Consider the following 22,398-nt stretch of genomic DNA (forward strand, 5'->3'; position numbering starts at 1 on the left):
CGCCCGCGGGGCCGACAGAGGTCTCGCCTATCGTGGTGACCGCTCCTCCGCCCGACGACGAAACGAGCCGCATGTCCTCCCGCGCCCTCTCGGCCTCCCTCGCGATCGCCGCCACCCTGGGCCTCGGCCTCGCCGCCTGCTCGACGCCCGGGGCGTCGGCCCCCGCCCCGAGCCCGACCGCCACCCCGGTGCCCTTGCCCAGCCCGGTCGCCGCGCCCGACCTCGCGACCCCCGAGGTCGAGTCCGCACTGGCCGACCTCGAGACCCGGTACGACGCGCGCGTCGGGCTCTCCGTGCTCGACACCGGCTCGGGCGCGACCCTCGACCACCGTGCCGACGAGCGCTTCGGCTACGCGTCGAGCCTCAAGGCGTTCGCCGCGGCGGCCCTGCTCGACGCGACCGACGACGCCGACCTCGACCGCGTCGTCACCTGGACCCAGGCCGAGGTCGACGCCGCCGGCTACTCGCCGCTGACCGGTCAGCACGTCGCCGACGGGCTCCCGCTGCGGCAGCTCGCCGAGGCGGCCGTGCGGCAGAGCGACAACACGGCGCTGAACCTCGTGCTCACCGAGCTCGGCGGCCCGACCGGGCTGGACGCCGCCCTCGCCGCGCAGGGCGACGACGTGACCGACGTCGTCCACGGCGAACCCGAGCTCAACACGCTCACACCGGACAGCACGGCTGACACGACCACGCCCGCCGCCTTCACCGCCACCCTCGCCCGCATCTCGGACGGCGACTGGCTCGCCGCCGACGACCGCGCCACCCTGCTCGAGTGGATGTCGGGCAACGCGACCGGCGACACCCTGATCCGCGCCGGCGCCCCTGACGGCTGGCAGATCGCCGACAAGTCCGGAGGCGCGGGCGGCATCCGCAACGACGTCGCGATCGTGGTCCCCCCGTCGGGCGACCCCGTGGTGATCTCGGTCCTCACCACGCGCAACGACCCGGCCGCGACCTACGACGACGCCCTGGTCGCCGAGGCCGCCCGCATCGCCCTCGCCGCCGCGGCCGCCGCCCGCTGACGCGGCCCCGGAGGCGTCGGGGGCGGGGGCAGGTGGTCGGTGATGACTCATCCGGACGGGCGAACTCTCGATGTGCGCTCCTGCGGCACCGTCGGTGTGAACGCCATGGACAGCTCGGGCGTCTCGGGCTAGAGTCGATGCGTAACCACTCGGATGTTTCGACTACCGAGCGCGGCCCCCGAGAAATCGGGGGCCTGCACTTTTTAAGACCACGTCTTGGGCTTGCGGATCGTCCGTCCGGTACCGGTCGTGATCGCTGCAGGGAACTGCGAAGCAGCAAGACTGCCTCGGCGGATCTGCCGGACCGATTCGAGGCCAGCTGCACTGAACGCCTTGTTGTACTGCGAGCCCACCACAGACACAAGGGCCACGGCGACACCCCTCTGACTGAGCATGTGGACCGGAGGGACGAGATCCGAGTCGTTCGTCACAACGGCGTACGAGTCGGCGCGTCCCTCGAACGCATCCACCAAGAGATGTGAGGCCAGCGCCACATCGCTGCCCTTCTCTTCGGGCCGCTTCACTCTGACCGTGACCACCCGGCCACCGGCATCCAACTGCTCGGGGTGCAGGGGCAGGAACTGCTTGTTGAACTGGAACGAACCCTCGATGATCTCGACACGCGTCGTTCGCAAGGCCTCCCAGTAGATCTGTTGCCTCTGGCCGATCCCGGGGTTGTTCGTCAACGGTTTGAGCTTGGCCGTGAAGTACTTGACCCCCACGACGTCCCTGTGTGGGAAAAGACGCGCGGCCAGAGTCGCGAGATCGAGCCAGTGGACGAGCCCGAACGGCGCGGGTGTGCCCCCAGGGCCATCGATCCGCAGCTCGTCCGCGAGTTGGTTGGGCACACCGTCCGCCGCACACCCCGCCACCACCTGTTCGCCCCGCGTTCACGCGGCCTCCCCCGGGACGTCGCCGCGCCTCCTTAGCGTGCCCAGCGGGCCGCCCGGTCCCCCGTCGCCGTCCCCGGCGAACCCCGGCCCCGCACCCGAAGGACCCACACCGCATGATCGACAAGCGCCTGCTCGTCTCGGCAGCGACCCTCAGCATCGCCGCCCTCGCCCTGACCGGCTGCTCGGCGAGCGCCGACGCCGACAGTGCAGGAGGCGCGGCGAACGGCACCGACGCCGCCACCGCCACCAGCGCCGAGGCCTTCGGCGGCATGGACGCCCTCGTCAGCGCCGCCCAGGCCGAGGGCGAGCTCAACGTCATCGCCCTGCCCGACACCTGGGCGAACTACGGGAAGATCATCGACGGGTTCGAGGAGAAGTACGACATCACCGTCAACTCGGACAGCCCCGACGTCTCGAGCGCCGAGGAGATCACCGCCGCGCAGAACCTGAAGGGTCAGGACACCGCACCCGACGTCTTCGACCTCGGCTCGGCCGTCGCCCTCGCCAACCTCGACCAGTTCGCGCCCTACAAGGTGTCGACCTGGGACGACATCGCCGACGACCACAAGGACGCCGACGGGAAGTGGGTCTACGACTACACGGGCCTGATGTCGGTCGGCTACGACGCCGACGCCGTGCCCGCCCCCGAGAGCCTCGACGACCTCCTCGGTGGCGACTACGAGGGCAAGGTCGCGATCAACGGGGACCCGACCCAAGCCGGTGCCGCCGCCGCGGCCGTCGAGTGGGCCGCGCTGCAGTCCGGCGGCAGCGCCGACGACGTCAGCACGGGCGTCGACTGGTTCTCGAAGCTCTCCGACGCGGGCAACTTCCTGCCCACCGACCCGACCCCGGCGACCATCGCCTCGGGCGAGACCCCGGTCGTCTTCGACTGGAGCTACAACAACCTGGCCGCCGCGGCCGACGCCGGCGGACGCGACTGGAAGACGGCCGTGCTGCCCGGCACCGCGCTCGGCAGCTACTACAACCAGGCGATCAACGTCGACGCACCGCACCCCGCCGCAGCCCGCCTGTGGCAGGAGTACGTCATGAGCGACGACGCGCAGAACCTGTACCTCGCGGCCGGCGCCTACCCCGTCCGCCTCGCGGCGATGACCGAGGCCGGCACCGTCGACCAGGACGCCCTCGAGAAGGTCGGCGAGCAGCCCGCCGACACCGTGCAGTTCACGGCCGAGCAGACCGAGGCCGCCTCGAAGGTCCTGGCCGACACCTGGGCCACGGCGATCGGCTGATGGTGACGACGTCGACCCGCGCGGCGGACACGACCGCCGACGTGCGGTCGGCGCACGAAGGGGGCGGCGGCGGCCTGTCGACCCGCGCCTCCTCGTCCTCGTCCTCCGACGGCGTCGACCCCTCGCGGGGTCGGCGCCGTCCGGCGGCGTGGTGGGGGCTGACCCCGTTCGCCGTCTGGGTGCTCCTCTTCCTGATCGTGCCGTGCCTGCTCGCCCTCGGGACGGGCTTCGTCGACGGCGACGGCGCTCCCACGCTCGACAACCTCGCGGCGCTCGGCGACCCGCTGATCGCGCGGGCCTTCGCCAGCTCGGCCGCGGTCTCGGCCGTCACCGCGGTGGCCGGGGCCGTCGTCGGAGCCGTCGTCTGCTGGGGCCTCACCTCGCTGCGCCCCGACGGAGCCGTCCGCAGCGCGATCGACGCCGCGTCGAGCGTGCTCGCCCAGTTCGGCGGCGTCATGCTGGCGTTCGCCTTCATCGCGACGATCGGCATCCAGGGCGTCGTCACGCGGCTGCTGATCGACGTCGCCGGCGTCGACCTCTACGCCGACGGGGTCTGGTTCTACCAGGTGCCCGGGCTGCTGCTGCCCTACCTCTACTTCCAGGTACCCCTGATGGTGATCACCTTCATGCCCGCCGTCAGCGGCCTCCGCCCGCAGTGGAGCGAGGCCGTCGCCACGCTCGGCGGCACCCGGTGGCAGCACCTCGTCCGCGTGGTCGTCCCGGTGCTCGCCCCGGCGTTCGTCGGCAGCCTGCTGCTGCTCTTCGCCAACGCCTTCTCGTCGTACGCGACCGCCGCCGCCCTGATCAGCCAGGGCGCGCAGATCGTGCCGTTGCAGATCCGCGCCGCTCTCATCAGCGAGACCGTGCTCGGCCGCGAGAACGTCGCCGGCGCGCTCGCGCTCGGCATGGTCGTCGTCATGGCCGTGCTGATGACCGGCTACTCGCTGCTGCAGCGCCGCACCGAGCGGTGGCAGCGATGAGCGCGCGGTCCACGAGCGCGCCGCAGTCGACGAGCGCTCCGCGGTCGACGAGCGCAGGAGGCGCGGGCACGGTCGCGCGCCGCACCGCCCTGGTCGTCGTGGGAGCCCTCTTCGCGGTGCCGATCGCGGCGATGGTCGCGTTCTCGCTGCGCAGCGCCGACGGCACGGGCCACGACCTGGACCACTGGCTGGCGATCGTCGACCCCGAGAACGAGCGGATGTACCGCAACCTCGTCGAGGGAGTCACGAACTCGCTGCTGCTCGCCGTCGTCGCGGCACTGCTCGTGCTCGTGCTGCTGGTGCCGGCGATGGTGCTCGTGCACCTGCGCTACCCGCGCCTCGTGCGGCCGCTGGAGTTCGTCTGCCTCGTGCCGATCACGGTGCCGGCGATCGTGCTCGTGGTCGGCCTCGCACCGGTCTACTCGGTCGTGTCGCGGGTGGCAGGCTCGGGCGCCTGGACGCTGGCCCTCGCCTACGGCGTCACGGTGCTGCCTTACGCCTACCGCGCGGTCCAGTCCGACCTGGCGGCCACCGACCTCCGCACGCTGACCGAGGCCGCGCGCACGCTCGGCTCGAGCTGGCCGCGCACGATGGCCCTCGTCGTCGTGCCGAGCCTGCGCCGGGGCCTGCTCGCGGCGGCGTTCATCACCGTGGCCGTGGTGCTCGGAGAGTTCACCATCGCCTCGCTGCTCAACCGCGTGAACCTGCAGACCGCCCTGGTGCAGGTGTCGCGTTCCGACCCCTACGCCGCCGTGATCCTCGCCCTGATCTCGCTGGCCTTCGCCTTCGTGCTGCTGCTCGTGATCGGCCGGGTCGGAGCCCTCGGGGCCGCCCGCCCGATCCCCACCCGGAAGGCCCTCTCGTGACCGCCACGCTCCCCCGCCCCTCCGTCACGAGTCCGACCCGCGCCAGTGCGGGTGCCGCCGTGGCGTTCCACGACGTCACGAAGCAGTTCGCGGGGCACCGGGCCCTGACCGGGCTCGACCTCGAGCTGCAGCCCGGCGAGCTCGTCGCCGTGCTGGGCCCGTCGGGCTGCGGCAAGACCACCGCGCTGCGCAGCCTCGCCGGGCTCGAGGACGTCACGGGCGGCCGCATCACGATCGACGGCCACGACGTGGTCGGCGTCCCGACGCACCGCCGCGACGTCGGCATGGTGTTCCAGGCGTACTCGTTGTTCCCCCACCTGACCGTGCGGCAGAACGTCGAGTTCGGGCTGCGCATGCGTCGCGTCGACAAGGCCGCCCGGGCCGCCCGCGCGGGCGAGATGCTCGACCTGGTCGGGCTCGGCGACCTCGGCGAGCGGTACGCCCACCAGCTCTCGGGCGGCCAGCAGCAGCGCGTCGCCCTGGCCCGGGCCCTGGTCACGCGACCGCGGGTGCTGCTGCTCGACGAGCCGCTCAGCGCCCTCGACGCGAAGGTGCGGGTGCAGCTGCGCGACGAGATCCGCCGCATCCAGCGCGAACTGTCGATCACGACCCTGTTCGTCACGCACGACCAGGAGGAGGCCCTGGCCGTGGCCGACCGCGTCGCCGTCATGCGCGCCGGGTCGATCGAGCAGGTGGGCACCCCGGAGGAGCTCTACTCGGCTCCCGCGACGGCGTTCGTCGCCGAGTTCGTCGGGACGAGCAACCGGGTGTCGGGCGAGGTCATCGGCGCGCTCGTCCGCCTGGCGGGCTGTCCCGAGGTGCCGGTCGTGGGCACGCCGGCCGAGGGACCGGTCTGGGCCTACGTGCGGCCCGAGGACGTGTCGTTCGTCGAGCAGGGCGGCCTCGCGGGCGTCGTCGAGTCGGTGTCGTTCCTGGGGGCCGTGTGCCGCACCCGCGTGCGCGTGGACCGCGAGACCCTGCTGGTGCTCGACCACCGGGCCGACGAACGACGCGAGCCGGGGGCGCCGGTGCGCGTCTCGTTCACGCCCGCCCGCGTGGCCGTGACGACCCGCGCCTCCTGACGCGGTCAGCCGGGCGACGGAGGCGGCACGTCCGACCCCGCCGCTAGCCTCGGGGCATGCCCCCGGTGACCGGCCCCGACGACGCGCCCCGCGCCTCCTCGGTGTGGCAGGTCGAGATCGTCACCACCCGGCGACCGCGGCTGCTCGTCGCCGGGCGGTGGCTCGTCTCGGTCGTCACCGCGTTCTTCCTCGGCTCGTTCGAGGGTGAGTGGCCGGGCTTCGACGTCGTGGTGCGTGAGCGGTCGACCGGTCGCGAGATCCATCGGCTCCCGCCTCAGGGCCTCACCGGCGCCGACGAGTCGAAGGTCGACATCGAGGCGGATCTCGACCGGCTCACCTGCGACGAGTACCGCGCCGAGTGGAAGCTCATCTAGCTCATATCTGATACTTCAGACGGAGGCCGGCCATCCCCGCGAGGGACGACCAGGAGGCGCGGGTCGGCTTGGCTGGGCACATGACCTCTGCTGCGCCCGCCGTCGACTCCCCGCCCACCCCCGGCACCCGCTGGAGGTTCGTCGACTCGCTGCGCGGCTTCGCCCTGTTCGGCATCCTGCTGGTCAACACGCTCGACATCACCCGCCTCGGCATCGACCTGGCGATCGAGAACGCCGGTCCGGTCGACGACCCGACGCGCGACCTGCTGTACCTCACGGTCCAGACCCGGTTCGTGCCCATCTTCGTGTTCCTCTTCGGCATGAGCCTGTGGTTCGTGCTCGCCGGCGCCCGGTCGCGCTCGCCCCGAGCCGGGCTCGTCATGGTGCGCCGCCTGGTCGGTCTCGTCGCGATCGGCGGGCTGCTCATGCTCGTCTACCCCGGGAACGTGCTGCTCGAGTACGGCGTCGTCGGCCTCGTCATGCTGCCGATCGTCCTGTTCGCCCCGCGCTGGGCGACCCTGGCGCTCGGTGCCGCGCTGACCGTGGCGGCCTACGCCCTGACCGGTGGCGGCCTCGTCTCGACCCCCGGCCTGATGCTGCTCGGTGCGGGCGCCGCGGCGTACGGACTGCCCCGCGTGCTCGAGTCGGCCGGGCGCGGCGTCGCGCTGGTCTTCGCCGGGGCGGCCGTGCTCACGGTGCCGGCCCTGCTCTGGCAGGCCACGACCCCGGGCGACCCCCGTTTCTCGACGCCGGGCGGCATCGCCGGGCTGGTCATGGCCGTCGCCTACGCCACCGCTCTCGCCCTGCTCTGGCGGACCCCCGCCCGCCGTGTCATCGCCGCCGTGTTCGAGCCGCTGGGCCGCATGGCGCTGACCAACTACGTCGTCGCCGCGATCGTCGTGGCGGGCCTCGCCCTCGTGGTCGACTTCGGGCACATGGCGAGCGTCGTGCCGGGGGTGGCCCTCAGCGTCGGGCTCATCGCCGTGCAGTCCGTGCTCAGTCGCCTCTGGCTCACGCGGTTCGTCTACGGACCGGTCGAGTGGGCCTGGCGGACCGTCACCTGGTGGCGTCCGGCCGCGCTGGTGCGCCGGGCGTCCTGACCGACGCGACCCGCGCCTCCCCGGGTCCGGTGGTCGAGTGGTCGCGAATCGTCCTCCACGCACCCCCGGACCACGATCCGGGACCACTCGACCCGTCGACCCTTCGACCCGAGACGCCTAGCGGAGGCTCCACGAAGCGCGCACGACGGTGTCGAGGGCACTCGAGAGGTCGGTGCACCACCAGCGACGCCCGGGGGCTGCGGCGAGGGTGAGCTCGTAGCCCGCCTCCGTCTGGGCGACCGCGCCGAGGACCACGAGGGCACCCCGCTCCGACCGGCGCACGTCGACGACCCGCCACCGGCCGCGCCCGACCACGTCGAGCCTCAGATCGAGCGCGCTCGCGAGGGGACCACGCCCCGGCCAGGCCGTGCCCGACCGGCCTCCGCCACCCTCGATGAGCATCGTCGCCTCTCTCGCGGCCCGCCCCGATGCGGTCCGACGAGGTGCACGGTAGACACGCGACCTGACAACGGGCGGGGTTGACGCCGGGGGCATCGCGTGCTTCTCGTCCCCCGGCGCGTACCCCGTCCCGTTCGTGGGCGACTCGGCACGAGCCCGGACGCACGGGCCCCCGCCTGTCAGGGTGGAGCGATGCCGTCCCCCACCCCGTCGTCCCACACCGCGTCGTCGCCCACCGCATCGTCCGACCCCCCGTCGTCCGACGCCGCGTCCCTCGAGGCCCTGCGCGCCTCCGTCCTGTCGACCCGAGGAGGCGCGGTGGACGACAGCATCCCCCAGCTCGCCGAGGCCGACCCCGAGCTGTTCGGGGTCGCCGTGGTGCGGCCCACCGGCGAGGTGGTCGCGGCCGGCGACTCGGGTCACGCGTTCTCGATCCAGTCGGCGGTCAAGCCGTTCCTCTTCGCACTCGCCCTCGCCGACACCGGCGGAGCGGCGCTCGACGCGGTCGGCATCGAGCCGACCGGCGAGGCGTTCGACGCGATCAAGCTCGAGGGCGGCACCGGGCGACCGCCGAACCCGATGGTCAACGCCGGAGCCCTGCTCACGGCCGACCTGGTCGACGGCGACACCTGCGACCAGCGCACGGCGCGCATCCTGGCGGGCCTCGGAGCCTTCGCGGGGCGCGAGCTCGACTACGACCGCGAGGTCAGCGAGTCCGAGCAGTTGCACGGCGACCGCAACCACGCGCTGGCGCACCTGATGCGGTCGGAGGGTACGCTCGACAGCTCAGCGGACGACGCGGTCGCGCTCTACGCCCGGTCCTGCTCGGTGCTCGTCGACACGGAGGCCTTGGCCGTCATGGGCGCGACGCTCGCGTTCGGCGGTCGCAACCCGGTGACGGGCGAGCAGGTGGTCGACGCGCGGGTCGCCCGCGACGTGGTGTCGGTCATGGCGACCTGCGGCGTCTACGACGGGTCGGGCCGCTGGATGCGCGGCGTCGGCGTGCCGGCGAAGTCGAGCGTCTCGGGCGCGATCGTCCTGTCGGCGCCGAACCGACTCGGGGCGGCCGTGTTCAGCCCGCCGATCGACGAGCAGGGGACGAGCGTCCGCGGTGCCGAGGTGAGCCGCCGGCTGAGCGAGGAACACGACCTGCACTCGTTCGGCTTCGGCGGCTGACCGGCGCGACGGGCCTGCCCGGCCGAGCCGCGCCTCCTGCCGGCCCGCGCCTCCTGCCCTGCCGGCGCGCGCCTCCTGCCGGCCCGCGCCTCCTGCCCTGCCGGCGCGCGCCTCCTGCCGGCCTGCGCCTCCTGCCCTGCCGGGCCGAACCCGACCGCGCGCACGCCCCCGGACGTGCAAATCGCGACAACTGCCGTCCGACACGCCGCCACATCGTGGCGTAGTACCCGGATGACCGGCGAGTTGTCGCGATTTGCACACCCCGGAGGGGCGAGGCGAGCCTGGGCTCAGGCCTGGACGTCTCCGCGCCAGGCGCCGTCGACGTTGCCCTCGCGCTCGATGAACTCCTTGAAGTTCTTGAGGTCCTTCTTGATGGCGTGGTTGTCCGCGCCGAGCGTGTTGCCGACCTTCTCGAGGAAACCCTCGGGGGTCCAGTCGATCTGCACCGTGAGGCGCGTCACGTCGTCGCTCAGCTTGTGGAACGTGATGACGCCGGCGTGGTCGACCTCGCCGCCCGTGCTGTTCCAGGCGACGCGCTCGTCGGGGTGCTGCTCGGTGATCTCGGCCTCGAAGGTCTTCTCGACCGGTCCGACCTTGACCTTCCACACCGTGAGGGTGGGGGTGGTCTGGGTGATCGACTCGACCTCGTCGAGGAACTTCGGGAACGACTCGAACTGGGTCCACTGGTTGTAGGCGACGCTGACGGGGACGTTGACGTCGATGGTCTCGATGGCCTGTGCCATGGTGCACTCCTTGCTGACGGTGTTCAGAATTCATGGGCGGCGCCGAGTCGGCGTCGTGCCCTGCGGTGAACGGTAGGAGGCGCGGGTCGGCTTCGCCCACGTGCGGAGGCAACGGTCAGGTGACGGGTGACACCGCCGACCCGGGCACCGCACAGTACTCGCGTGCCCGCCCGCAGCGGTCGAGCGCCGGTGCCGCCGGAACGGGACCACCCCGCCACGACGGATCGTGACGGGGTGGTCTGGGTCGACGGCGTGACCGCCGGGAGGATCAGCTCGCCGTGTCGCGAGCCGGTGACGCGTCGATCGCGTCGACGGTCTCGTGCGCCTGGCCCGAGACGACCTCGATCTTGCGCGGCTTCGCCCTCTCGCTGACCGGGATGACGAGCGACAGCACGCCGTTGTCGTAGTGGGCCGTGATGCGACTCGAGTCGATGCCCTCACCCACGCTGAACTGGCGGAGGTACGAGCCGTGCGGTCGCTCTTGCGCGAGCCACTTGACGCCGTCGCGGGTGTCGGGCGTGCGGTTGGCCCGGATGGTCAGCAGCTGGCCGTCCACGTCCACGTCGACCGACCCCGGGTCGATGCCCGGCATGTCGGCGTTGAGCACGTAGCGGTCGCCGTCGCGGTAGAGGTCGACCGGCATGACCCTGGGCCCCTGTCGCATGCCCGTGAGGGCGCCGGTGAGACGGTCGAGCTCGGTGAAAGGATCGAAAGACATGGCCATGATGAAGAGTCCCCTTTCGGTTGATCGGTGTGACCCGGGACCCCGTGGCCCCGGCTCGTTGACGGGACGAATGTACCTCTGACCAGCGTTTCGTACCTCAAACCCAGCTTGAACGCTGCCGAGAGATCACTGAGGACGCTGCACCTGCCGGCGCGCCGCCATGTGCGCGTCGATCTCCTCGATGCGGGCCAGGTTGCGCAGCAACCGGAGGAAGTCGACTGCGGCTGGCTCGACGTCGTCGTGGGTGCGGATGCTCTGCTCCTCGACGAGGCCTCGCTCCATCGTCATGACGGTTCTCCTGCTCGTCGGCGTCGGTCTCGGAGTTCGTCCTGGATCTCGAGCTCGCGATGCTGCGACCTCAGGCGGTCGAGGAAGTCGGCCACGGCCGAGTCCTCGTCGGGGAACGTGTGCAGGCTCGCTTCCTCCACGGCCGCTCGTTCGTCGATGAAGAAGGTGCTCCACACACCGTCGCGTCGCGCCACGGCGAGACAGTCCAGGCGCCTGAGGTACACGTCACCGAGAGCGACATGGACGCGATCCAAGCCCTCCGCCTCCATCTGCGCAGGCAGCGACTCGAGGCTCATCGGCGCGCGTTCGACGCGCTCGAGGTCGCGCTCCCGTTGCAGGTCGCGGATGAGCCCTTTCGTTCGGAGGAGGACGAGGAAGTCGTCGAGGGCCTCGGACTCGCTCGGGTAGGTCCGCACGCTCCCGTCGACGACCGCCGCGCGCTCGTCGGTGGAGAAGGTCACCCAGGCATCGTCGCGTCGGGTGACGACGAGGCAGTCCGTGCTGTTCGCGTGGTCACCGTCGATGACGTGAGCCAGGTCGTCGAGTCCCTCTGCCGCCATGACGGCGTGCACCGATTCGATCGTCGCCATGTCATGCCCTTTCCGGTCGGTCGTCTCGTGACGCCCGCCACGTCCCGTGGGCGAGCCTGTTCTTCTCCCTGATGCGCGACATGAGCACGTCCTCGTCGGCCCTCAGCCTCATGAGACGCAGGAAGTCGTCCAGAGCGTCGGAGAGTTCCTCGTACGTGCGAACGCTGCTCTCCTCGACACCGGCACGTTCGTTGGTCGAGAACGAGGTCCAGACGCCGTCTCGTCGGGTCAGGACCAGGGCGTCCGCCGAACTCCCGTGATCGTCTCCGATCACGTAGGCGAACCTGTCGAGCCCCTCGGCCTCGATCGTGGCGAGCGTGGCCTCGAGCGTCGTCATGCCCTGGGCCCCTCGGTGGCTCGTCGCCGCACGGGGTGAGTCACCGTTGCGCCGACGCTCCTCGAAGGCGAGTTCCTTCTCTTCACGGACGCCCCATTCCTTGTGACCTCGACGGAAAGGCCGATGTTCGAGAGTTCCTGCACGCTGGTGGGAAGCAGGATCTGCACCCCACCCCCCGGTTGACCGACAGCGGTGGCAATGGGTCCGCGTCGTCAGAGGATCTTGCTGGCGATGAGGCGTCCGAGATAGGTGACGTCGAACGACCCCCGGAATTCGAATCGGACCTTGCCCAGACCGCTGAACCACAACTCGAGTTCGGCGTCGAGGTCCAGCGTTCCTGCCGTCTCGACAGAGAAGGCCTGCACCTTGGAGTAAGGAAGAGAGCTGAAGTCCCGCTTCTTGCCGGTGATGCCCTGGACATTGACCGCGATGATGCGTTTGTCCGTGAAGACGACGAAATCTCGGACCGTCTTGGCGGCTACGAGCAAGGCCTCGCCCTCGAGCAGCAGCCCCGCGATCTGCGGCTGGATCTCGGCGGGGTCGATGTGGCTCAGTTTGAAAACTGAGCTTGAGGAAAAGTCAATCATGCGGCGACCCTACCGAAGCAGGTGCCGCAGCCACAGTCGGAGCGAGTGACGGGAATCGAACCCGCGCTATCAGCTTGGGAAGCTGAAGTTCTACCATTGAACTACACTCGCGCGGCGCCTCGAAGGCGCGTCAGACCACTATAGCGGCCCGCACCTCCCGTGCCGTCGGGTCGGGTCTGGTCGGGTCTCACCGGATTCCAGCCACGGGCTGGCGGCCGGATCGCACCATCCATGTGCCGTCGAACCACGCGAACCGGTGGTTCGACAGCGCTTCGGTGGTTCGACGGCGGCAGTCGAGAGCAGGAGGCGCGCTCAGGCCCCGGTCGCGACCGAGACGATGCGCAGGTCGACCGAGGCCGGCGGAACGGGCTCCCCGCTCACCCGGTCGAGCAGCGCCTGGGCGACCGCACGGGCCACGAGCGGTCCGGAGCCGCTCTCGTCGACCGCGATGTCGAGGGTGATGCGGGTCTCGAGGTCGGCCACGGCGATGCCGACGAGCGGCACGGGCCGCCCGGGCGCGGCGGCCGCGGCGGCCTCGGCCGAGGCCGGGTCGGCACGCTCGGCGTCCGAGACGTCGGACGCGGCCGACGCACCCGCCTCGGCCGCGGCCGAGGCGTCGCTCTGCACGGTGGAACCCACGACCCCTCCGCCCCCGACGACGGTGCTCAACCCCTGCAGGGCCGACCGCACGACGCTCCCGAAGCCGGGCCGGGCCCGGACGTGCACGACGCCGTCGACCGACGCGGCGATCTCGCCGAGCTCGGCCGCGAGCAGGGACAGGTCGGCCGGGCTGATGCGGGCCCGCAGGCCGCCGTCGTCACTCATGCCGCGCCTCCTTCGCTCTGCAGGTGGACGTCGTCGACGACGACGTCCACGCTCTCGAGGGTCAGTTCGGTCTGACGGGAGAGACTCGACGACACCGCCGCCTGGACCGCCTCGGCGAGCGCGGGCAGCGGTTCGCCGAACAGGCCGCTGACGACGACCTCGACCCGGACGAGTGCCCCGGGCACGCTGACGTCGCCGTGGATGGTGCACGAGATGACCATGGCACCGTCGACGCCGTCACCGGCCTCGCGGATGAGCGCCCGCACGGCGCCCTCGGTGATGTGCAGGGTGGAACGCTCGTCGATCGAGGCGAGCGGGATCTGCCGCCCGGCCCGCGACTCGAGGCGCACGCGGTCCATGACGCCCGAGATCCAGCTCGGGTCCGGTGCCGGCGTCGCCGCGGCATCCGACTCGAGCAGCCGGGCTCCCATCGCGCGGAGGCGCTCGAGGGCGGCGAGCTGGGCCCGGGCCTCGGGCGACTCCTCGATCTCGGGGTCGTAGGGCTGCCGACCGGCGTCGAGGTAGTCGACGAGGCGTTCGGGCGAGACGGCGTCGTCGGCCCCCTCGACGGGCTCACCGGGCACCGGGTCGGCCGCGACGGGCTCGCCCGACGTCGGGTCGCCCTCGACGGCCTCGCCCAGGTCGACGGGAACGTCGGGCGGGGTCGGGTCTTCGTGGGCGTGGTCGGTGCCGTGGGGACGGTCACTCATCGCCAGGCCTCCATCTCGCGGGTCAGGGTCTCTCGGGCCCGGGCGAGCTGCCCCCGGACCGCGGTCACGGTGCTGCCGGTCCGTTCGGCGATCTCGGTGTACGACTCGCCGCCGACCTCGCGGAGCGCCCACACCTGCCGTTGGGAGGCAGGCAGTCGAGCCAGCGCCGCACGCAGCGCCTCCATGGCGTCGTTCGACGACGCCAGGCGTTCCGGATCGGTCGTGGGCGTCGCCGAGGCCAGCTCGAGGTCGTCGACGTCGTCGGTGAGGCGTCGCGACCGGATCAGGTCGAAGGCCTTCCGCGACACGATGCGCATCATCCAGCCCTTGGCCGCGGCGGGCGTCTGCAGGGTGGGCAGCTCGCGCCAGATGGTGATGGACGCCTCTTGCACGGCGTCGGTCGCGTCGGCCCGTGAGCCGGTCAGCCGGGTGGCGTACGCCGTCATCAGCCCGAGATGCCGCCGGAGCAGCACCTCGAAGGCCCGCTCGTCGCCCTCGGCGGCGCGCGACGCGAGCACCGCGTCGGAGGCCTCGGCCAGGTCCGCCGCCATGTCCGCCCCCTCTGCTGCTGCGTCCGCCCGGGCTCCCCGTGACGAGGAGGCGCGGGTCGCGACCCGTGGATGAATGACGACGGATTCCGTGACGTTCGGACCCCGGAACGCGTCTCATCCCTGGATACACCGGAATCAGCGCGAACGGGATGCCCGTTCCCGGACTCGTCGGGTGGCTCGTCGGGTAAGACCGAAGGGTGACGCCGACCCGTCACGCATCGTCCGAGCAGAAGGAGACACCGATGGCCCCCACCGACAAGACCCCGAAGAGCACCGTCCCCGGCAGCACCGTCCCCGGCAGCACCGTCCCCGGCGGCACCGCCCCCAGCCGCGTCGACAAGGCACCCGGCACGACCCCGACGACCAGCGCCTCCTCGTCTGCCGTCACGCCCGGCACGACGGTCGTCGCCGACGGCGTCGTCGCCAAGGTCGCCGGCATCGCCGCCCGCGAGGTGCCCGGCGTCTTCGCCCTCGGTGGCGGCACGGCCCGGGCGTTCGGCGCCCTGCGCGACGTCATCGGCACGACCGACCTCGGTCAGGGCGTGCGCGTCGAGGTGGGCGAGACCCAGGTCGCCGCCGACGTCACGATCGTCGTCGAGTACCCGGCCCCCATGCACACGGTCGCCGAGCAGGTGCGCGCCGCCGTGGCCCGGACGATCGAGCAGCTCGTGGGCATGGAGGTCGCCGAGGTGAACGTCGCGATCGACGACGTCCACATCCCCGGCGACGACGACGCCGACTCGGACTCCACCCGCGAGAGCCGCGTCTCGTGACCGCCACCACCACGGGCATGGCCGTCGGTGCCGTGCTCGCCGTCTCGGCCCTGGCCTTCGGCTTCTGGGGTCTCGTCCTCGTCGCGGTCTTCATCGCGGTCGGGGCGCTCGTCGGACGCGTGATCTCGGGCCAGACCGACGTCAAGGGCCTGCTCGACGCCCTGCGCGGACGGCGCTCGTCGTCATGACCGCCGCCGCCAGCGCCTCCTCCACCGTCGAGCGCACGCCGGCCGCCTCCGACGACGTCCGCGGTTCGGGCCCCGTCGTCTCCGGGCACGTCAGCATCCCCGGCAAGGTGCTGCAGAAGGTGGCCACGGCCGTCGTGGCCGAGACCCTGCGCGTCCGTCGGGCCGACGTCCGCGTCGAGGCGGCGGACGATGCCGGGCACCTCGCCCTGCGCGTCTCGACGCCGGTGCGCGTGCCCATGCTCTCCGAGGCCATGACGATGCCCGAGGGCGGGGTCGTCGCCGTCGTGCGCGACCTGCAGTCCACCCTGACCCGCCGGGTCTCCGACCTCGCGGGGCGGACCGTGTCCCGCGTGGACGTGACGGTCAGCGGCAGCCGCCTCGAGCGGACGGGGCACACCTCGTGAGCGAGATCGACCCCGGCCTGTACCGCCGCGTCCTGCGGCGCGAGCTGCACTCGTCACGCTCGGGCAGCACCATCGTCGTGCTCGTGCTGCTGACACTCGTCGTCGGGTACGTCGGCGTCGAGGCCGTCTACGCCGCGCTCGGGCGACCGGCTCTGCTCTTCTCCCCGGTCGACGTCCTCGCGACGCTGACCTCGTCCGTCGACGGCGGCGGGACCTCGGGCCTCGTGCTCGGCGCCGGTGTCGTCGCAGCGCTCGTCGGGCTCGTCCTCGTCGCCCTCGCCGTCACGGCCGGCCGCCGCGGACGCCACACCATCGACGACGCCCGCGTGGCGGTCGTGGTCGACGACCGCGTCATCGCGTCGTCCCTCGCCCGGACCGCCCGCACGTCGGGTCGCCTGTCCGAGCAGCAGGTCTCGGCCTGGGTCTCGAGACGCCGGGCTCAGATCGACCTCACGCCGTCCTCGGGCCTCGCCGTCGACGACGCCGCGGTCGACGCCGCGGCCCGTGCCGAGCTCGAGTCCGTCGCCTACCGCCCGGCCCTGTCGGCCCGGGTCCGCACCACCGATCAGGGACGGCTCGGCGCATGACCTCCAGCAACCGGTTCGCGAACCGCCTCTTCCTGTTCGTCGTCGGGCTCGTCACCCTGGCCGTCGGCGTGTTCCTCGTGATCGTCGCCCTGCCCGGCGGCGGCGCCCTGCGCGACCTGCTGTCGCCCGCGTCGTCGGCCGTCGACGACGCGGTGGCGACGACGCCGATCGACCCGACCGGTGGGACGGGCGGCAGTTGGCTGCCGCTGGCCCTCGCCCTGCTCTGCCTGCTGCTGGTGATCGTCTTCGTCGTCGCGATCTCCGCCCACGGGCACGGTCGCACCGACAGCGTGGTCGTCCACGACGACCCGGCCGGCTCGATCGCCGTGTCGAGCTCGTTCGCCGACACCGCGATCACCGACGCACTGCGCGGCCGACGCGACGTGGCCGCGGTCGGCGTCTCGGCGTGGACGGTCACGGGCCGACCGGCCCTCAAGGTGCGCGTGCGCCTGACGGCGGGGTCGTCCCCGGCCCCCGTGGTCGCCGCGGCGTCCGACGTCGCCCGCGGGCTCGACCGCGTGCTGGGCGAGACCGTGCCCGTGCTCGTCGAGATCACCGGAGCCTCGGCGATGCGCAAGGGGTCCGACAGCCGCGTCTCCTGACGACCCGCGCCTCCTCGGGGCGGCGACCCGCGCCTCCTCAGCTCCGCGACCCGCGCCTCCTCGATCCGGCTCGGCCTCAGCGGACGGCGAGCAGGATCTTGCCGCTGTGCCCGCCGGACTCCATGCGCTTGTGTGCCGTGGCGACGAACTCGAGCGGGTAGACGCTGTCGAGCACCGGTCGCACCGAACCGGCCTCGACCAGCGGCCAGACGTGCTCGCGCACCTCGGCCATGATGGCGCGGCGTTCGTCGAGCGGGCGGGCACGCAGCGTGGTCGCCCAGACCCGTCCGCGCTTCGCCATCAGGCGCGACAGGTCGATCGTGGCCGACGCGCCGCCCTGCACCGCGATCACCATGACGCGGCCGTTCACGGCGAGCGCCTCGACGTCGCGGGCGATGTAGTCACCGCCGACCAGGTCGAGCACGACGTCGACGCCGCGGCCCTCGGTGAGCTCGTCGACGACCGCGACGAAGTCCTCGGTCTTGTAGTCGATGCCGCGGGTGGCGCCGAGCTGTTCGCAGAACGACGTCTTGTCGGCGGACCCGGCGGTGGCGTAGACGGTCGAACCGAGCGCCACGGCCATCTGGATCGCGATCGAGCCGACGCCGCTGGCGCCCCCGTGCACGAGCAGGGTCTCACCCGGCTTCAGCCCGGCGCTCATGAACACGTTCGACCAGACGGTGGCGACGGCCTCGGGCAGGCCGGCCGCCTCGACGAGGTCGACGCCCCGGGGCAGGGGCAGCACGAGTCCCTCGTCGACCTGCACGCGGTCGGCGTAGCCACCGCCCGGCAGCAGGGCCACGACGTAGTCGCCGACGGCCGCCGCCGTGACGTGCTCGCCGGTCGCGACGACGGTGCCGCTGACCTCGAGCCCGGGCCAGGACGGCGCCCCGGCGGGCGACGGGTAGTGCCCCTCACGCTGGTTGACGTCGGCGCGGTTGACGCCCGCGGCGGCGACGTCGATGACGACCTCGCGGGGGCCGGGCACCGGCTCGGCCACCTCGGAGACGACGAGGGCGGAGGGCCCTCCGGGCACGGGGACGGTGATGGCACGCATGCGTCCATCCTCCCCCCGCGGCCCGGCACGCGCTGACTAGGCTTGTCGCGTGCTGCTCTCCGACCGCGACATCAAGCTCGAACTCGACGCCGGGCGAATCGGCCTCGACCCCTACGACCCGACGCTGATCCAGCCGTCGAGCATCGACGTGCGGCTCGACCGGTTCTTCCGCCTCTTCGACAACCACAAGTACCCGTTCATCGACCCGGCCGACGAGCAGCCCGAGTTGACCCGCCTGGTCGAGGCGAAGGCCGACGAGCCGTTCATCCTGCACCCGGGCGAGTTCGTGCTGGGCAGCACCTACGAGTTCGTCACCCTGCCCGACGACGTCGCGGCCCGCCTCGAGGGCAAGAGCTCGCTCGGGCGCCTCGGCCTGCTGACGCACTCGACCGCCGGCTTCATCGATCCCGGCTTCGGCGGCCACGTGACGCTCGAGCTGTCGAACGTCGCGACCCTGCCGATCAAGCTCTGGCCCGGCATGAAGATCGGCCAGCTCTGCTTCTTCAAGCTCAGCTCGCCGGCCGAGCACCCCTACGGGTCGTCCGAGTACGGCTCGCGCTACCAGGGCCAGCGCGGCCCGACCGCCAGCCGGTCGTTCCGGGGCTTCGTGCACACGGACGTCTCCGCGCGCGACTGACCGCCGCGGGCTCGTGCCCCCGCGGGCTCGTGCAGCCGCGGGCTCGTGCCGCGGTCGTGGGAAGTTCAGGAGGCGCGGATCGCGTCCTCGACGCTCGACGCCTCCCAGGGACGAGAAGGGGGTGCGGAAGGAACCCGACTCCCTCCGCACCCCGGCGACACGAGAGAAACCCGACGTCGATCTCGTGCGCTGTGACTCGCGGTCCTGAACCTGTCACCGCGAGGCTTTGTCATTCTGCGACCCTGCGCGCGCCAGGCAAACCCGGCCCTGTCCGGAAAACGAAACGGATGCTCAGCTTGCGAAGTGCAGGTGAAAATCTCATCCGTCAACCCTCGAGGGTGTCCCGGGGTGACCGTCCGAACTCGGCCGTGTACTGGGCCGCGAAGCGGCCCGCGTGGGCGAAACCCCAGCTGAGCGCCACGCCCGCGACCGTGTGCCCGAGGGTCGGATCGGCCATGACGAGGTCGCCGTGCGCCCCGCGCAGCCGTGCCCGGCGCAGCTCGGCCATGGGCGTCGAGTCGAGGTGGCGACGGAAGGCCAGCTGCAGGGCCCGCGGCGTCACCCGTGCCGCCTCGGCGATCTCGACGACGCCGATGTCGTCGTGGGCGTGCTGCTCGATGAACTCCCGTGCCCGCCGCACGGTCGACGGCAAGGGCGTGTGGCCGTCGTCGCCGCCCGCACCGACGACGTTCGTCTCGAACGTCTCGAGGAAGGCCGCGACGAGCGACCGGAACGCCGAACCCCGCACGAGGGAGCTCGCCATGGCCGCGTCGTTGCGGATGACGTTCTCGTGGACGTGGGTCACGAGTTCGGACCAGTAGCGGGCCATCGAGGCCGACACCGCCTCGGTGGCCGTCGAGCGGAGTCCCCCCGGGGCGGCCAGCCGCATGGCGCCCAGCTCACGTTCGACGGCGACGCGATCGAGCAGCACCTGACCGAGCACGAGGTCGACCGAGTCCATGGTCTTCGCCTCGTGCGACGGGAACGCGAACGGAGCACCGGGATCGACCCGGATCTCGTGGTCCCGCGTCCGCAGCGACAAACGGCCCGCCATCACCCCGCCGGCGACGAGGAACCCCGCGGGCTCGCTCTCGGTCACCAGTCGGCCGCGTCGGTACTCGAAGCGGCACAGCGCGAACCGTGTCTCGCCCGACACGGCCCGGCTGTAGACGAACGGCTCGGGGCCGCTGCCCTCGAGGCGGGTGATCTTGTAGTTCTTGCGGATCAGGGCGTGCGCGACGTCCCGGTCGGTGGTGGTGACGCTACGGACCCGGGGGTCGACGTGCGCCGCGAGTGGCAACGACGACGAGTCGGGCGGGTGGGTCGAGGCTGATCCGGCGGTGGTTGCCGCCGCCTCGGGTGAGACTGATGACACGGTCGTTCCCCTCGGGTGGGACGGTGACCCGGGGTGGTTGGTCCCGGTCCGGTCGGGCCCGACGTCGGCGTCGGACGACCATCCCGAGATTATCCACGAGGTGGCCGCGAGGCATCCCGCGAACGGGGGGGGCTTGTCAAGGCCCCGTCGGTGTGGTGCGGCCGGGCGTAGCGTCGAGGACATGGACTACAGAACCCTCGGAAACAGCGGTGCCTCGGTGTCGGAGCTGACACTCGGCACCATGACCTTCGGCGCCGAAGCCGACGAACCGACCTCGCACGACATCCTCGACGCCTTCGTGGCGGGCGGCGGCACGCTCGTCGACACGGCCGACGTCTACAGCGCCGGCACCAGCGAGACCATCGTCGGCCGCTGGCTGGCGAGCCACCCCACCGACGCCGACCAGGTGGTGCTCGCGACCAAAGGCCGCTTCCCCATGGGCGACGGGCCCAACGACGTCGGTCTCTCGCGTCGGCACCTCGCGAAGGCCCTCGACGCGTCGCTCACCCGGCTCGGCGTCGAGCACGTCGACCTCTACCAGATGCACGCCTGGGACCACCTCACCCCGATCGACGAGACCCTGCGGTTCCTCGACGACGCCATCAGCGCCGGCAAGATCGGCTACTACGGCTTCTCGAACTACCTCGGCTGGCAGGTGACGAAGGCCGTCGGACGCGCCGAGGCCCTCGGGTTCGCCCCGCCCGTCACGCTGCAACCGCAGTACAACCTGCTCGTCCGCGACATCGAGCACGAGGTCGTGCCGGCCTCGCTCGACGCCGGCATCGGACTGCTGCCCTGGTCGCCGCTGGCCGGCGGCTGGTTGAGCGGCAAGTACGTCCGCGACCAGGCACCCACCGGTGCCACCCGCCTCGGCGAGGACCCGAAGCGGGGCATGGAGGCCTGGGAGGCGCGCAACGCGGACGAGCGCACCTGGACCGTCCTCGACGCGGTCACCTCGATCGCCTCGGCGCACGACGCCTCGGCCTCGCAGGTCGCGCTGGCCTGGTTGCTGCGTCAGCCCGCGGTCACGTCGGTCATCCTCGGTGCGCGCACGGTCGAGCAGCTCGACGACAACCTCGGTTCGTCGGCGCTGGCCGCGGTCCTCACCGACGACGAGGTCGCCCGCCTCACCGCGGCGAGCGCACCTCGGGTCGACGACTACCCCTACGGCACGGCAGGGGTCGCCCAGCGCGACCGGAAGATCACCGGCGGCCGCTGACCAGGAGGCGCACCGCGCCTCCTGAGGGCACCGCGCCTCCTGAGGGCACCGCGCCTCCTGCACTCCCCACGCGACGCCAGGAGATGGTCACCGCGCCAGGTTTTCCCCTGGCGCCGTGACCATCTCGCGGTGCGGTGCGGTGCGGTTCAGCGGGCAGGGGGCTCAGCGGTGCAGCGAGGCGGTGGCGCCGACCCGGCCTCGTGCTGCCCGCACGGCGATCGTGACGACCAGCACGACGGCGGCGGCGACGATCGCCGCCACCCCGGCGACGACGTTCTCGGGTTCGCCGGTCAGGCGGCCGACGGCGATCCAGGCGAGTCCCCACGACAGCGACAGGGCCGGAGCGATGCGGCCGCGGCCGGCGAAGGCCAGCACGACGCCGACGAGTGCGGCCACACCGAGCACCACCGACGACCAGAACCCGGCCGCGAGACCGAAGCCGTCGAAGCCCGCGTCGACCAGGCCGGCGGCGATGTTGGCGACGGTCGCGACGCTGACCCAGCCGAGGTAGAGGCCGAGCGTGCCGTCCGTGACGACCGCGTCGACCCACCCGCTCGACGCGGTGTGGAACAGGATCACGAAGATGCGCGCGAGCACGAGCAGCAGCGCGACGATGACGACGGCACCCAGCCACACGCTGCCGAGCTGCACGGCGGCGAACAGCCACGCCGCGTTGAGCAGCAGCGAGGCGGCGACCCAGTAGCCCAGGCGCCGGTGCCGGGTGACGGCGCGCTGACCGGGGAGGGCCTGGTGGATGGAGTACGCGACGAGGCCGAGGTAGATGACGCTCCAGATGCTGAAGGCCGTCGCCGCGGGGGCGACGGTGGTGGCGGTCGCGCTGAGGGCACCGCCCGCGGCGTCGGACACCGAGACGCCGCCGAAGGCGCCCGAACCGTAGGCGGCGAGCACGATCGCCAGGACCGCGGTGACGACCACGACGATCTGGCGGACGACGTCGCGCGACGTCGCGGGGTCGGCAGGGGCTCGGGTGCTCGTGTCGGTGGTCATGAGGGGGACGCTAGTCGCGCCCGAGGGACGATCTCTTAGTTGCTAAGA

The 22,398-nt window shown here is 72.1% G+C and carries 29 protein-coding genes and 1 tRNA gene; 15 read left to right on the forward strand and 15 right to left on the reverse strand.

Translation table 11 applies throughout. From position 1 onward, the window contains the following. Window positions 1-71 precede the first annotated feature (71 nt). Window positions 72-1,025, forward strand: coding sequence for a class A beta-lactamase (bla, locus tag AC1MBW_RS06310; protein WP_480025845.1), 954 nt, complete (start codon window positions 72-74; stop codon window positions 1,023-1,025). A 203-nt stretch (window positions 1,026-1,228) separates the two neighbouring features. On the opposite strand, the gene AC1MBW_RS06315 is transcribed toward bla, so the two are convergent. Further along, the gene (locus tag AC1MBW_RS06315) at window positions 1,229-1,873 is read right to left on the reverse strand and encodes an NYN domain-containing protein (RefSeq protein ID WP_480025846.1); all 645 of its coding nucleotides are present in this window, start codon (window positions 1,871-1,873) and stop codon (window positions 1,229-1,231) included. 158 nt (window positions 1,874-2,031) lie between these two features. Here AC1MBW_RS06315 and AC1MBW_RS06320 point away from each other — a divergent pair, with 158 nt between their 5' ends. From AC1MBW_RS06320 to AC1MBW_RS06345, 6 genes are all read left to right on the forward strand, one after another. Then, on the forward strand, window positions 2,032-3,168 hold the full coding sequence (locus AC1MBW_RS06320) for an ABC transporter substrate-binding protein (protein ID WP_480025847.1): 1,137 nt from the start codon (window positions 2,032-2,034) through the stop codon (window positions 3,166-3,168). Beyond that, a complete protein-coding gene (locus AC1MBW_RS06325) occupies window positions 3,168-4,148 on the forward strand; it encodes an ABC transporter permease (RefSeq protein ID WP_480025848.1) in 981 nt (326 codons plus the stop codon). The genes AC1MBW_RS06320 and AC1MBW_RS06325 overlap by 1 nt, the downstream gene beginning before the upstream one ends. Then, on the forward strand, window positions 4,145-5,014 hold the full coding sequence (locus tag AC1MBW_RS06330; RefSeq protein WP_480025849.1) for an ABC transporter permease subunit: 870 nt from the start codon (window positions 4,145-4,147) through the stop codon (window positions 5,012-5,014). The genes AC1MBW_RS06325 and AC1MBW_RS06330 overlap by 4 nt, the downstream gene beginning before the upstream one ends. Next, window positions 5,011-6,096 carry an ABC transporter ATP-binding protein gene (locus tag AC1MBW_RS06335; protein ID WP_480025850.1) on the forward strand — a complete coding sequence of 362 codons (1,086 nt, stop codon included), beginning with the start codon at window positions 5,011-5,013 and terminating at the stop codon, window positions 6,094-6,096. The genes AC1MBW_RS06330 and AC1MBW_RS06335 overlap by 4 nt, the downstream gene beginning before the upstream one ends. Window positions 6,097-6,152: 56 nt before the next feature. After that, window positions 6,153-6,470 carry a hypothetical protein gene (locus tag AC1MBW_RS06340; RefSeq protein WP_480025851.1) on the forward strand — a complete coding sequence of 106 codons (318 nt, stop codon included), beginning with the start codon at window positions 6,153-6,155 and terminating at the stop codon, window positions 6,468-6,470. Between the two features lie 80 nt (window positions 6,471-6,550). Continuing rightward, entirely contained in the window at window positions 6,551-7,570 is a 1,020-nt protein-coding gene (locus tag AC1MBW_RS06345) for a DUF418 domain-containing protein (RefSeq protein WP_480025852.1), read from the forward strand. Between the two features lie 117 nt (window positions 7,571-7,687). Here AC1MBW_RS06345 and AC1MBW_RS06350 read toward each other — a convergent pair whose 3' ends face one another. Further along, window positions 7,688-7,972: a hypothetical protein gene (locus tag AC1MBW_RS06350; RefSeq protein ID WP_480025853.1), complete on the reverse strand. Its 285-nt coding sequence runs from the start codon at window positions 7,970-7,972 to the stop codon at window positions 7,688-7,690. Window positions 7,973-8,161: 189 nt separating this feature from the next. Here AC1MBW_RS06350 and glsA point away from each other — a divergent pair, with 189 nt between their 5' ends. Continuing rightward, window positions 8,162-9,145, forward strand: a complete 984-nt coding sequence (glsA, locus tag AC1MBW_RS06355; protein ID WP_480025854.1) for a glutaminase A — start codon at window positions 8,162-8,164, stop codon at window positions 9,143-9,145. A gap of 287 nt (window positions 9,146-9,432) precedes the next feature. Here glsA and AC1MBW_RS06360 read toward each other — a convergent pair whose 3' ends face one another. The 10 genes from AC1MBW_RS06360 to AC1MBW_RS06405 all read right to left on the reverse strand — a co-directional run bounded on the left by AC1MBW_RS06360 (window position 9,433) and on the right by AC1MBW_RS06405 (window position 14,500). Beyond that, entirely contained in the window at window positions 9,433-9,888 is a 456-nt protein-coding gene (locus AC1MBW_RS06360; RefSeq protein ID WP_056044418.1) for an SRPBCC family protein, read from the reverse strand. Between the two features lie 268 nt (window positions 9,889-10,156). Beyond that, entirely contained in the window at window positions 10,157-10,612 is a 456-nt protein-coding gene (locus tag AC1MBW_RS06365; RefSeq protein WP_071255858.1) for an Hsp20/alpha crystallin family protein, read from the reverse strand. Between the two features lie 126 nt (window positions 10,613-10,738). Continuing rightward, the gene (locus AC1MBW_RS06370; protein ID WP_480025855.1) at window positions 10,739-10,900 is read right to left on the reverse strand and encodes a hypothetical protein; all 162 of its coding nucleotides are present in this window, start codon (window positions 10,898-10,900) and stop codon (window positions 10,739-10,741) included. Next, the gene (locus AC1MBW_RS06375; RefSeq protein ID WP_480025856.1) at window positions 10,897-11,490 is read right to left on the reverse strand and encodes a hypothetical protein; all 594 of its coding nucleotides are present in this window, start codon (window positions 11,488-11,490) and stop codon (window positions 10,897-10,899) included. The genes AC1MBW_RS06370 and AC1MBW_RS06375 overlap by 4 nt, the downstream gene beginning before the upstream one ends. 1 nt (window position 11,491) lies before the next feature. Further along, window positions 11,492-11,827 (reverse strand): hypothetical protein, encoded by a 336-nt coding sequence (locus AC1MBW_RS06380; RefSeq protein WP_480025857.1) that lies wholly within the window; start codon window positions 11,825-11,827, stop codon window positions 11,492-11,494. A 212-nt stretch (window positions 11,828-12,039) separates the two neighbouring features. Beyond that, window positions 12,040-12,414, reverse strand: coding sequence for a PH domain-containing protein (locus tag AC1MBW_RS06385; RefSeq protein ID WP_054145075.1), 375 nt, complete (start codon window positions 12,412-12,414; stop codon window positions 12,040-12,042). Window positions 12,415-12,454: 40 nt separating this feature from the next. Beyond that, window positions 12,455-12,525 (reverse strand) — tRNA-Gly (locus AC1MBW_RS06390). 201 nt (window positions 12,526-12,726) lie between these two features. Further along, window positions 12,727-13,239 (reverse strand): hypothetical protein, encoded by a 513-nt coding sequence (locus AC1MBW_RS06395; RefSeq protein ID WP_480025858.1) that lies wholly within the window; start codon window positions 13,237-13,239, stop codon window positions 12,727-12,729. Next, a complete protein-coding gene (locus AC1MBW_RS06400) occupies window positions 13,236-13,949 on the reverse strand; it encodes an Asp23/Gls24 family envelope stress response protein (RefSeq protein ID WP_480025859.1) in 714 nt (237 codons plus the stop codon). The genes AC1MBW_RS06395 and AC1MBW_RS06400 overlap by 4 nt, the downstream gene beginning before the upstream one ends. Then, on the reverse strand, window positions 13,946-14,500 hold the full coding sequence (locus AC1MBW_RS06405; protein WP_480025860.1) for an RNA polymerase sigma factor: 555 nt from the start codon (window positions 14,498-14,500) through the stop codon (window positions 13,946-13,948). The genes AC1MBW_RS06400 and AC1MBW_RS06405 overlap by 4 nt, the downstream gene beginning before the upstream one ends. A 242-nt stretch (window positions 14,501-14,742) precedes the next feature. Here AC1MBW_RS06405 and AC1MBW_RS06410 point away from each other — a divergent pair, with 242 nt between their 5' ends. From AC1MBW_RS06410 to AC1MBW_RS06430, 5 genes are read left to right on the forward strand one after another with little or no spacing between them, the layout of a single operon-like run. After that, on the forward strand, window positions 14,743-15,273 hold the full coding sequence (locus tag AC1MBW_RS06410) for an Asp23/Gls24 family envelope stress response protein (RefSeq protein ID WP_480025861.1): 531 nt from the start codon (window positions 14,743-14,745) through the stop codon (window positions 15,271-15,273). Continuing rightward, complete coding sequence (locus tag AC1MBW_RS06415) at window positions 15,270-15,461, forward strand: DUF2273 domain-containing protein (protein WP_480025862.1); 192 nt, start codon at window positions 15,270-15,272, stop codon at window positions 15,459-15,461. Before AC1MBW_RS06410 ends, AC1MBW_RS06415 begins: the two co-directional genes overlap by 4 nt. Then, window positions 15,458-15,865, forward strand: a complete 408-nt coding sequence (locus AC1MBW_RS06420; protein ID WP_480025863.1) for a hypothetical protein — start codon at window positions 15,458-15,460, stop codon at window positions 15,863-15,865. The genes AC1MBW_RS06415 and AC1MBW_RS06420 overlap by 4 nt, the downstream gene beginning before the upstream one ends. Next, on the forward strand, window positions 15,862-16,452 hold the full coding sequence (locus AC1MBW_RS06425; protein ID WP_480025864.1) for a hypothetical protein: 591 nt from the start codon (window positions 15,862-15,864) through the stop codon (window positions 16,450-16,452). Before AC1MBW_RS06420 ends, AC1MBW_RS06425 begins: the two co-directional genes overlap by 4 nt. Further along, window positions 16,449-17,054, forward strand: a complete 606-nt coding sequence (locus AC1MBW_RS06430; protein ID WP_054145068.1) for a hypothetical protein — start codon at window positions 16,449-16,451, stop codon at window positions 17,052-17,054. The genes AC1MBW_RS06425 and AC1MBW_RS06430 overlap by 4 nt, the downstream gene beginning before the upstream one ends. 76 nt (window positions 17,055-17,130) lie before the next feature. On the opposite strand, the gene AC1MBW_RS06435 is transcribed toward AC1MBW_RS06430, so the two are convergent. Further along, window positions 17,131-18,111, reverse strand: coding sequence for an NAD(P)H-quinone oxidoreductase (locus AC1MBW_RS06435; RefSeq protein WP_043593860.1), 981 nt, complete (start codon window positions 18,109-18,111; stop codon window positions 17,131-17,133). Window positions 18,112-18,160: 49 nt separating this feature from the next. Here AC1MBW_RS06435 and dcd point away from each other — a divergent pair, with 49 nt between their 5' ends. After that, window positions 18,161-18,748 carry a dCTP deaminase gene (gene dcd, locus AC1MBW_RS06440; RefSeq protein WP_043593858.1) on the forward strand — a complete coding sequence of 196 codons (588 nt, stop codon included), beginning with the start codon at window positions 18,161-18,163 and terminating at the stop codon, window positions 18,746-18,748. 325 nt (window positions 18,749-19,073) lie between these two features. Here dcd and AC1MBW_RS06445 read toward each other — a convergent pair whose 3' ends face one another. Beyond that, window positions 19,074-20,123, reverse strand: coding sequence for a helix-turn-helix transcriptional regulator (locus AC1MBW_RS06445; protein ID WP_480025865.1), 1,050 nt, complete (start codon window positions 20,121-20,123; stop codon window positions 19,074-19,076). Window positions 20,124-20,304: 181 nt separating this feature from the next. On the opposite strand from AC1MBW_RS06445, the gene AC1MBW_RS06450 reads away from it, so the two are divergent. Beyond that, a complete protein-coding gene (locus AC1MBW_RS06450) occupies window positions 20,305-21,342 on the forward strand; it encodes an aldo/keto reductase (RefSeq protein WP_480025866.1) in 1,038 nt (345 codons plus the stop codon). A 162-nt stretch (window positions 21,343-21,504) separates the two neighbouring features. Here AC1MBW_RS06450 and AC1MBW_RS06455 read toward each other — a convergent pair whose 3' ends face one another. Further along, window positions 21,505-22,350 carry a tryptophan-rich sensory protein gene (locus AC1MBW_RS06455; RefSeq protein WP_480025867.1) on the reverse strand — a complete coding sequence of 282 codons (846 nt, stop codon included), beginning with the start codon at window positions 22,348-22,350 and terminating at the stop codon, window positions 21,505-21,507. Between the last annotated feature and the right edge of the window lie 48 nt (window positions 22,351-22,398).

The sequence above is a fragment of the Frigoribacterium sp. AP1 genome, from assembly GCF_056680555.1.

Coding starts and splice junctions, on each gene's coding strand:
- bla (WP_480025845.1), top strand. CDS start 72: ATGTCCTCCCGCGCCCTCTCGGCCTCCCTCGCGATCGCCGCCACCCTG.
- AC1MBW_RS06320 (WP_480025847.1), top strand. CDS start 2,032: ATGATCGACAAGCGCCTGCTCGTCTCGGCAGCGACCCTCAGCATCGCC.
- AC1MBW_RS06325 (WP_480025848.1), top strand. CDS start 3,168: ATGGTGACGACGTCGACCCGCGCGGCGGACACGACCGCCGACGTGCGG.
- AC1MBW_RS06330 (WP_480025849.1), top strand. CDS start 4,145: ATGAGCGCGCGGTCCACGAGCGCGCCGCAGTCGACGAGCGCTCCGCGG.
- AC1MBW_RS06340 (WP_480025851.1), top strand. CDS start 6,153: ATGCCCCCGGTGACCGGCCCCGACGACGCGCCCCGCGCCTCCTCGGTG.
- AC1MBW_RS06345 (WP_480025852.1), top strand. CDS start 6,551: ATGACCTCTGCTGCGCCCGCCGTCGACTCCCCGCCCACCCCCGGCACC.
- AC1MBW_RS06350 (WP_480025853.1), bottom strand. CDS start 7,972: ATGCTCATCGAGGGTGGCGGAGGCCGGTCGGGCACGGCCTGGCCGGGG.
- glsA (WP_480025854.1), top strand. CDS start 8,162: ATGCCGTCCCCCACCCCGTCGTCCCACACCGCGTCGTCGCCCACCGCA.
- AC1MBW_RS06360 (WP_056044418.1), bottom strand. CDS start 9,888: ATGGCACAGGCCATCGAGACCATCGACGTCAACGTCCCCGTCAGCGTC.
- AC1MBW_RS06365 (WP_071255858.1), bottom strand. CDS start 10,612: ATGGCCATGTCTTTCGATCCTTTCACCGAGCTCGACCGTCTCACCGGC.
- AC1MBW_RS06370 (WP_480025855.1), bottom strand. CDS start 10,900: ATGACGATGGAGCGAGGCCTCGTCGAGGAGCAGAGCATCCGCACCCAC.
- AC1MBW_RS06375 (WP_480025856.1), bottom strand. CDS start 11,490: ATGGCGACGATCGAATCGGTGCACGCCGTCATGGCGGCAGAGGGACTC.
- AC1MBW_RS06380 (WP_480025857.1), bottom strand. CDS start 11,827: ATGACGACGCTCGAGGCCACGCTCGCCACGATCGAGGCCGAGGGGCTC.
- AC1MBW_RS06385 (WP_054145075.1), bottom strand. CDS start 12,414: ATGATTGACTTTTCCTCAAGCTCAGTTTTCAAACTGAGCCACATCGAC.
- AC1MBW_RS06395 (WP_480025858.1), bottom strand. CDS start 13,239: ATGAGTGACGACGGCGGCCTGCGGGCCCGCATCAGCCCGGCCGACCTG.
- AC1MBW_RS06400 (WP_480025859.1), bottom strand. CDS start 13,949: ATGAGTGACCGTCCCCACGGCACCGACCACGCCCACGAAGACCCGACC.
- AC1MBW_RS06405 (WP_480025860.1), bottom strand. CDS start 14,500: ATGGCGGCGGACCTGGCCGAGGCCTCCGACGCGGTGCTCGCGTCGCGC.
- AC1MBW_RS06410 (WP_480025861.1), top strand. CDS start 14,743: ATGGCCCCCACCGACAAGACCCCGAAGAGCACCGTCCCCGGCAGCACC.
- AC1MBW_RS06420 (WP_480025863.1), top strand. CDS start 15,458: ATGACCGCCGCCGCCAGCGCCTCCTCCACCGTCGAGCGCACGCCGGCC.
- AC1MBW_RS06430 (WP_054145068.1), top strand. CDS start 16,449: ATGACCTCCAGCAACCGGTTCGCGAACCGCCTCTTCCTGTTCGTCGTC.
- AC1MBW_RS06435 (WP_043593860.1), bottom strand. CDS start 18,111: ATGCGTGCCATCACCGTCCCCGTGCCCGGAGGGCCCTCCGCCCTCGTC.
- AC1MBW_RS06450 (WP_480025866.1), top strand. CDS start 20,305: ATGGACTACAGAACCCTCGGAAACAGCGGTGCCTCGGTGTCGGAGCTG.
- AC1MBW_RS06455 (WP_480025867.1), bottom strand. CDS start 22,350: ATGACCACCGACACGAGCACCCGAGCCCCTGCCGACCCCGCGACGTCG.